The organism is Pelagibius sp., from assembly GCF_028281305.1.
Lineage (GTDB): Bacteria > Pseudomonadota > Alphaproteobacteria > Kiloniellales > Kiloniellaceae > Pelagibius.
This window is the reverse complement of sequence record NZ_JANQKD010000125.1, coordinates 1-7,003: the sequence shown is the minus strand read 5'-3', so window position 1 is coordinate 7,003 and position 7,003 is coordinate 1. Positions and strand designations below refer to the sequence as shown.

General features: G+C 64.9%; 9 protein-coding genes and 1 pseudogene. All 10 read left to right on the top strand.

Translation table 11 applies throughout. The annotated features are described in order from the left end of the window. Positions 1 to 861, top strand: an 861-nt coding sequence (locus Q0982_RS22930; RefSeq protein ID WP_299400178.1) for a hypothetical protein, incomplete at its 5' end; no start/stop codon positions are given. A 36-nt stretch (positions 862 to 897) separates the two neighbouring features. Beyond that, complete coding sequence (locus tag Q0982_RS22925; RefSeq protein ID WP_299400176.1) at positions 898 to 1,125, top strand: hypothetical protein; 228 nt, start codon at positions 898 to 900, stop codon at positions 1,123 to 1,125. A 217-nt stretch (positions 1,126 to 1,342) separates the two neighbouring features. After that, a pseudogene (locus Q0982_RS23875) lies at positions 1,343 to 1,498 on the top strand (hypothetical protein); the annotation flags it as partial. Positions 1,499 to 1,504: 6 nt separating this feature from the next. After that, the gene (locus tag Q0982_RS22920; protein ID WP_299400175.1) at positions 1,505 to 1,912 is read left to right on the top strand and encodes a hypothetical protein; all 408 of its coding nucleotides are present in this window, start codon (positions 1,505 to 1,507) and stop codon (positions 1,910 to 1,912) included. A gap of 325 nt (positions 1,913 to 2,237) precedes the next feature. Beyond that, positions 2,238 to 2,681 (top strand): hypothetical protein, encoded by a 444-nt coding sequence (locus Q0982_RS22915; protein WP_299400173.1) that lies wholly within the window; start codon positions 2,238 to 2,240, stop codon positions 2,679 to 2,681. Between the two features lie 237 nt (positions 2,682 to 2,918). Next, positions 2,919 to 3,467, top strand: a complete 549-nt coding sequence (locus tag Q0982_RS22910; RefSeq protein ID WP_299400170.1) for a DUF3305 domain-containing protein — start codon at positions 2,919 to 2,921, stop codon at positions 3,465 to 3,467. Between the two features lie 6 nt (positions 3,468 to 3,473). Next, entirely contained in the window at positions 3,474 to 4,241 is a 768-nt protein-coding gene (locus tag Q0982_RS22905; protein ID WP_299400168.1) for a DUF3306 domain-containing protein, read from the top strand. 295 nt (positions 4,242 to 4,536) lie between these two features. Next, positions 4,537 to 5,142: a molecular chaperone gene (locus Q0982_RS22900; protein ID WP_299400166.1), complete on the top strand. Its 606-nt coding sequence runs from the start codon at positions 4,537 to 4,539 to the stop codon at positions 5,140 to 5,142. Between the two features lie 117 nt (positions 5,143 to 5,259). Beyond that, positions 5,260 to 5,454, top strand: coding sequence for a twin-arginine translocation signal domain-containing protein (locus Q0982_RS22895; protein ID WP_299400164.1), 195 nt, complete (start codon positions 5,260 to 5,262; stop codon positions 5,452 to 5,454). Between the two features lie 70 nt (positions 5,455 to 5,524). Continuing rightward, positions 5,525 to 7,003: molybdopterin-dependent oxidoreductase (locus Q0982_RS22890; protein WP_299400162.1), on the top strand; the 1,479-nt coding region annotated here is incomplete at its 3' end.

Below are 7,003 nucleotides of genomic sequence, written 5' to 3'. Positions count from 1 at the left end.
GCACGCTATCGCTGGCGATGCCTGGCCTATTGTCTGATGCCGGACCGCTACAGTCTGGTTGTCGTGACGGAGGCGCCAACGCTTTCGCGCGGCATGCGGCAAATCAATGGACGCTACACCCAGGCTTTTCATCGGCACCATGGGACCGCAGGCCACCTGTTCCAGGGCCGCTACCGTGCGGTGATGGTCGAACCGGGGCCTCTGCTTGCCGCGGTCTGTTGCGAAGTCCTGCGCCAGCCGGTTGTCGAGGGCCTGGCGCCCGACGCTGCCGCTTGGCGATGGTCCAGTGCGCGCCACTGTTTGCACCGCCCGGTGGCGGGCGGCCAGGCCCGTGATGAGGAAAGGCTGCCCTGGCTCGACAGCGCGGGCTTGCTGGCCGCCTGTGCGTCCGGTGAGGGGCAGGGCGATGACGGGACGGTCAATGATGGCGGGGTGGCCAATGATGACGGGGTGGCCAATGATGACGGGGCGGCCAATGCAGAGCAGGCCCAGGCGCGGCTGGCGGCCCGGATCGCCGCCGTGCCCGAGGTATCGGTCTGGGAACATCTGCGCCATCAGGTGTTTCTGGGGTCGCCGGCCTTCGTCGAAGCCATGCGCGCGGAAGCCCGCAGCGCCGCCGCGGAACGAGGCAGCCTGTCGGAGATCCCGCGCGCCCAGTGGCAAGAGCCGTCGCCGCCGCTTCAGACCTTTGTAGAGCAGGCGCGGAGCCGTGACGAAGCCATGGCGCTGGCCTATCGATCCGGACACTATAGTCAGGCCGGCATCGCGGCCTATTTTGATGTACACTACAGTTCGGTCAGCCGCGCGATCCGGCGCCACGAACGCACCCTTGCGGCCGAGCCGGCCGATGCGCGATCCTGACCGTCACGGCTTGATCTCTAGGAGGAGAGGACTCCCGTGCCTTTGTTGAGAAGGCTTCTGTTTTCCGCGGCGCGCCGCCTGGCGGAAGACCCCGAGATGCAGGCCAAGGCTGCGGACGTCTACCAGCGCGGCGTCAAGCCGAAGCTGACGGCTGCCAAGGACGAACTCCGCGACCTGACGAACGAGGTCAACCCGCTGGACGACCCGGCCGGCTTTGCACGGCGCCTCGGCCAGCGCATCCGCGACGTGAACAAGCAGGACTGAATCGGGTAGGAGTGGCGGCCCGCGCCGACGGTGCGTCCGCGCAGCCAGCCCGCGCCACTGGTATGCGCCGCCGGTCTGCGCCGGGCAACCGTTCCCGCAGCCTCTTCACACAAGCTTCACGAAGCTGTCGCCCCGGTACTTTGGGTTTTGCTAACCCTTGATGGTATAGTGGGCGTTTGGGTCCGTTCCGCCTTGGCAGCGGCGGTGCGGGCCGGATCTGACTCATGCTGCTGCAAGGAGACCGGGGATTTCCGGCGGGTTTACAGAGGCCGAACGGCAACGCTTCCACAATCTGCTGCAGCTTGCGGCGGAGAGCCCCTTTGAGGGCGAGCGGGCCAACGCCCTGGCTGCGGCGACGCGGCTGGCGGCGCGCTTCGGCTTGACGCTGGACGAGGCGGCTGCCGGTGGCGCGCAGCAGGAACCGCCCCCGGACTTCACGCGCAGCGACGCCCACATGGCCGACGACATCGGTTTCCGACCGGAGACCCTTGACCGCTTTGCCCACGCGGTTCACCTGATGGACGGCTTTATCTCGGACGACAAGGCGCGCCGTGCGGCCGCTTTGCGTGAAGCCCAGGCGCGGGGCCTGGACGCGGAGGAACTGCGCCGTTCGGTGGCCAGCACGACGGTCCGCTGGCGCGCCAAGGCGCGGCGCATGAATCCCTACCGCCATGCAGCCACGCTGCTGCGCGAGACCTCTTTGTCCTTCCGCGAGATCGCCAGCATCACCGGCCTGGACATCTACAAGGTCGTCGGGCTGAAGCTGAAGCTGCGCCAAAGCCACTGATCCTTCGGGTCGGCAGTTCACAATCCGTCGGATCGCCGATATCCGCGCAGTTTGCGCGAATGCCCGACAAATCCGATTTGCCCAAAGGACGCGTTGGGTTTCGGTGCCTTTCTACCCCGGCTTTTCCGTCAAATTGCCGCGGTCTGTGACAAGATCGGAACCTCCGGGGCGCGGTAAGATTCGATAAAGCCTGATTGGCCCACACTTCTGCCTGCGACAAAAAAACCAGGCCTCCGACGGGTCTGCCATGGCCCCGCAGTTCTTTCGCGGGGAGGGCATTCCTCGGAAGGCTGGCGATGCGGTTGTTTGAGGTGAGGAACGAAACATGGGCAAGATCAAGAAACGAGTCCTGGCCGGGGTCGTGGCTGTCTGCGCGGTGGGTACGACCATCAGCGGTGCCAACTCCCTGGTCTGGCCGATGTTGATGGATGGTTCGGTCGAGGATCGGGCGGCGACCATCTTCACGTATCAGAACCAGGTCTCTTCAGCTCTGGCACAGACGATTGTCGATGCCGAGGCGGAGAGTGCGGTCATTCTCGATGCGCTCTATGCCGTCGAGGAGCAGCTCAACGTGGCCTGCGCGCCGGTGCAGGAGGCGGGCCGCCGCCATATCGACGACGAGCCGATCGGCGGGCTGTTGCAACTTGCGGTGCTGAACAGCATGGAGGAGTGCGAGGCGAAGACGGACGAGGTTGCCTACTATGTCCGCCTTGCGCGCGGGAACTCGGCCGAGGCCTTCGTGCGGATCTTCGACGCCGCCCTCGACTGACCCTTCGACTGCCGTGCTCTTGGCCGGCGGTGCTCCCTGCCAGTGGGCGCCGCAACTGGTCTGATGCCAAAACCGGTCCGGTGTGCTTTGGGACAGAAAGCCCAGGATCGGGCCGGTTTGTGTCTGGGTTTGTGTTCCGAGGGACTCGCCAAGGCCCTCCCGACCGCCTAGGTTGCCTTGGCGGGGGAGCTGTCGCGCCAAGCGGCAGATGGCAAAAAGAGTTCGGAACAGAGGCCCATGGAATCCAGTGAAGTCCTGCCTTTAGGGGTGGTGGTCGAGCGGCGGCGCATTGACCATCCCTGGAAGGACTATGCCTGGCGTCCCGTCGCCGTCATCCCCGGTGCGCCACCCCTGGAGCCCGATGCCGACTGGACGGTGCTGCGCGAAGGCGAAGACTGGGTTCACTATCATTGCGGCACTCTGCCCCTCGAGCTGTTCCGCCGGGAGACCGAGGGCTACAAGGTCAATCTGACCCAGGATCCGCCGCAGGTCTTCGTCCTGCTGCGCAGCGAAGACGATCCCGACAGCCGGCACGAGTTTCTTCCCTTCCTGGTGACGGCCAGCCCCTACGAGGCGCAGGACTACCTGGACAGCGGCGAAGAGATCGTCGAGGGCGTCCCCATGCCGCCCGACCTCGTGGCCTTCGTCCAAACCTTTGTCGACACCCATCACGTCGACGAAGTCTTTCACAAGCGCAAGCGGCAGAAGGCCCGCAGCGGCGACGACGCCTTCAGTCGCCGGCCTCCGATGGCACGCACCGCGGCAGGCCGCGGCCGCCGGGACTGACGGGTCATGGCCGGGCGCAAGCCGTATAGCCGCGAAAAAACAGGCCGCGGAGACAGAGGCCAGGGAGACGGCGACGGAGGCTTTCTCTCGCGCTGGTCCGAGCGCAAGCGCGAGGCGTCGGAACGCCCGCGGCCCGACCCCTCCGCTGATTCCGAAAAGGCCGCTGAGGCAAGCGGCGCCGAAGCCGGGGCAGCCGGTGAAAGCCGCCCAGCCGAACCGCAAGAGAGCGATTTCGATCCGAAGGATCTGCCCGATATCGAGACGCTGAGCCGGGATTCGGATTTCTCGGTCTTCATGCACGAGAAGGTCCCGGAAGCCCTGCGCCGCCGCGCCCTGCGCCGTCTGTGGCGTGTGGATCCCGTGTTCGCCCACCTCGACGGCATGAACGACTACGACGAGGACTACACCGATGCCGCGCTGGTGGTCGAAGGGCTGAAGACAGTCTATCAGGTGGGCAAGGGCATGCTGGTCGAGGAGCCGGACGAAGCCGACCCGGCCCTGGGTGAAGCAGGCGGGGCTGAAGCAGGCGGGGCTGAAGCAGGCGGGGCTGAAGCATCTCCGGCCGCGTCGGCTGACGACGCCGCTACTGGCGAGCCGGACGAACCTGCGGCCGGCCTTCAGGACCGCGAGGAGAACCTGTCGGAAGCCGCCGCCGCCGAGCCGGACCAGCAGGGCCGGCCGACGCCGGTTCCGGATGAGACTCCAGGCGGCGATTCGCGGGAGAGGCTCAGAGGGGCGGCGGTTCGGCGGCGCTGGGGCGATGGATCAGGCTGACTGCACGTCATGGTTGGCGGCTGCGTTTACAAAATCGGTTTCGGTGTATCCGTAAGGGCCTGTTTTGGCTGGGTTTATTCGTGAGTCCTCAGTTGTGCAGTGCAACATCTGATTTAGTTGACAGCCGTGCGGTAAAGGCAGTCTAATCAGCCTATAAGTGGCAAAAACCCTGGGAAAATCAGGGATATAACGACAGTAGGAATTACGACCGAGGTTGGGGGTAAATCGGGTTTGCCGAGCCAACCTGGATCAGCTGTTTAAGTGATTTCTACTGCAGGTTGGGAGAGTTGTGCGCTTGAGCGGTTTCGCTGCGCAGGTACCCATTTCCGAGGAAGACCAGCTGCGAGCCGGATGGTACGCACTGCTGGGCCAACTGCTTGCCGGCGAACCGAGCGAGGCGATGCTGCGCATGCTGGGCGGGCTGAGCGGCGACGAGTCTGAACTCGGCGAGGGCATCAAGGCGCTCGCAGCAGCAGCCCGCGGCACCAATGTCGAGACGGCGCGGCAGGAGTACTTCGATCTCTTTGTCGGCCTGGGGCAGGGCGAACTGCTGCCCTATGCCTCCTACTATTTGACGGGTTTCCTCAACGAGAAGCCGCTGGCTAGGCTGCGCGGCGACATGGCGCGCCTGCAGATCGCACGGGCGGACGATGTCAGCGAGCCCGAGGATCACATCGCCGCGCTCTGCGAGATGATGGCCGGTCTGATCAAGGGCAGCTTCGGAGCGCCAGCAGACCTGGAGGAGCAGCGGAAGTTCTTTGACACGCACATCGGCTGCTGGGCGCCGCGGTTCTTCGAGGACCTGCAGGCGGCCCAGTCGGCGGTGCTGTTCATGCCGGTCGGAACCATCGGCCGGGTGTTTATGAACATCGAAAGCCAGGCTTTCGAGATGGCGGCCTAGCGCCAGCGATCTCCCGGGGCCATGAGGCCCTGGGGCCGCGATACCGGGAAGCGACGACCCGCTGGGCAGTTTCGTCGCACAATGAACAGGTCACCACACAGCAAGGAGGGTGAACCGTTGAGCAAGAAGGAAGAGATCAAACTCGGTCGTCGGGACTTCTTCAAGAAGGCCGGCCTTGGTGCCGGTGCGGCCGCGGTTGCCGTGACAGCCTCCCAGGCGGGCGCTGTCGAAACCGCGTCTCCGCAGAAGAAGTCTGCCGGCTACACCGAAACTGACCACGTACGGACGTTCTACGATCTGGCCCGCTTCTAGAAGCCTGTGCCCGTGACGAGATCCGGGGCATCCCGCCCCACCGTACCGACCGCGAATTAGGGAGAGGTCAATGCTTACCAAAAGGACGAATGGGGTTGCGAATGGCCCCCGTTTGTCAAAGGCGTTTGCCGGTGCTTCCGGAAGCGCTATTGACCGCCGCACATTCCTGAAACGATCCGGCTTGGCAGCCGGCGGCGCCGCCGCTGCCACGGTTCCCTTCGGGATGGTGAAGAAGGCCGAGGCGGCCTCTGCGGCGACAGGCGACGTTAAGCTTGTGAAATCCGTGTGCACGCACTGCTCTGTGGGCTGCACGGTGATTGCCGAGGTGCAGGACGGCGTCTGGACCGGGCAGGAGCCCGGCTGGGACAGCCCCTTCAATCTCGGCGCCCACTGCGCCAAGGGCGCCTCGGTGCGCGAGCATGCCCACGGCGAACGCCGCCTGAAGCATCCGACCAAGCTGGTCGACGGTAAGTGGACCAAGATCTCCTGGGATCAGGCCATCAACGAAATCGGCGACAAGATGCTGGAGATCTACGGCAGCTCCGGCCCCGATTCCGTTTACTGGCTGGGCTCTGCCAAGCACAACAACGAGCAGGCCTATCTCTTCCGCAAGTTCTACGCCTTCTGGGGCTCCAACAACGGAGACCACCAGGCGCGGATCTGTCACTCGACCACGGTCGCGGGTGTTGCCAACACCTGGGGCTATGGTGCGATGACCAACAGCTACAACGACATCCACAACTCGCGCGCCATCTTCCAGATCGGCGGCAATCCGGCCGAAGCCCATCCGGTGGCCATGCAGCACATGCTGAAGGCCAAGGAGCAGAACAACGCACCCTTCATCGTCTGCGACCCGCGCTTCACGCGCACGGCCGCCCATGCCGATGAATACGTGCGCTTCCGCCCGGGCACCGACGTCGGGCTGATCTGGGGCATTCTCTGGCACGTCTTCGAGAACAACTGGGAAGACAAGGAGTTCATCCGCCAGCGCGTCTGGGGTCTCGACCAGATCAAGGCCGAGGTTGCAAAGTGGACGCCGGAGGAGACCGAGCGGGTCACCGGCGTGCCGGGCTCCCAGTTGAAGCGCGTGGCGCGGACGCTGGCCAACAACCGTCCCTTCACCATCATCTGGTGCATGGGCGGCACCCAGCACACCAACGGCAACAACAACACCCGTGCCTACTGCGTCCTGGGCCTGGCCCTCGGCGTGATCGGCACTTCGGGCGGCGGCACAAACATTTTCCGCGGCCACGACAACGTGCAGGGCGCCACCGACCTGGGCGTGCTCTGCCACACCCTGCCGGGTTACTACGGCCTGAAGACCGGTTCGTGGAAGCACTGGTCGCGGGTCTGGGATGTCGACTACGAGTGGCTGAAGGGCCGCTTCGCCAGCAAGGACATGATGGAGAAGTCCGGCGTGCCGGTTTCCCGCTGGTTCGATCTGGCGCTCGAAGCCAAGGAGAATATCGATCAGAACGATAATCTCCGGGCCATGGTCTTCTGGGGGCATGCGGCGAACTCGCAGACCCGTCTGCCCGACATGAAGAAG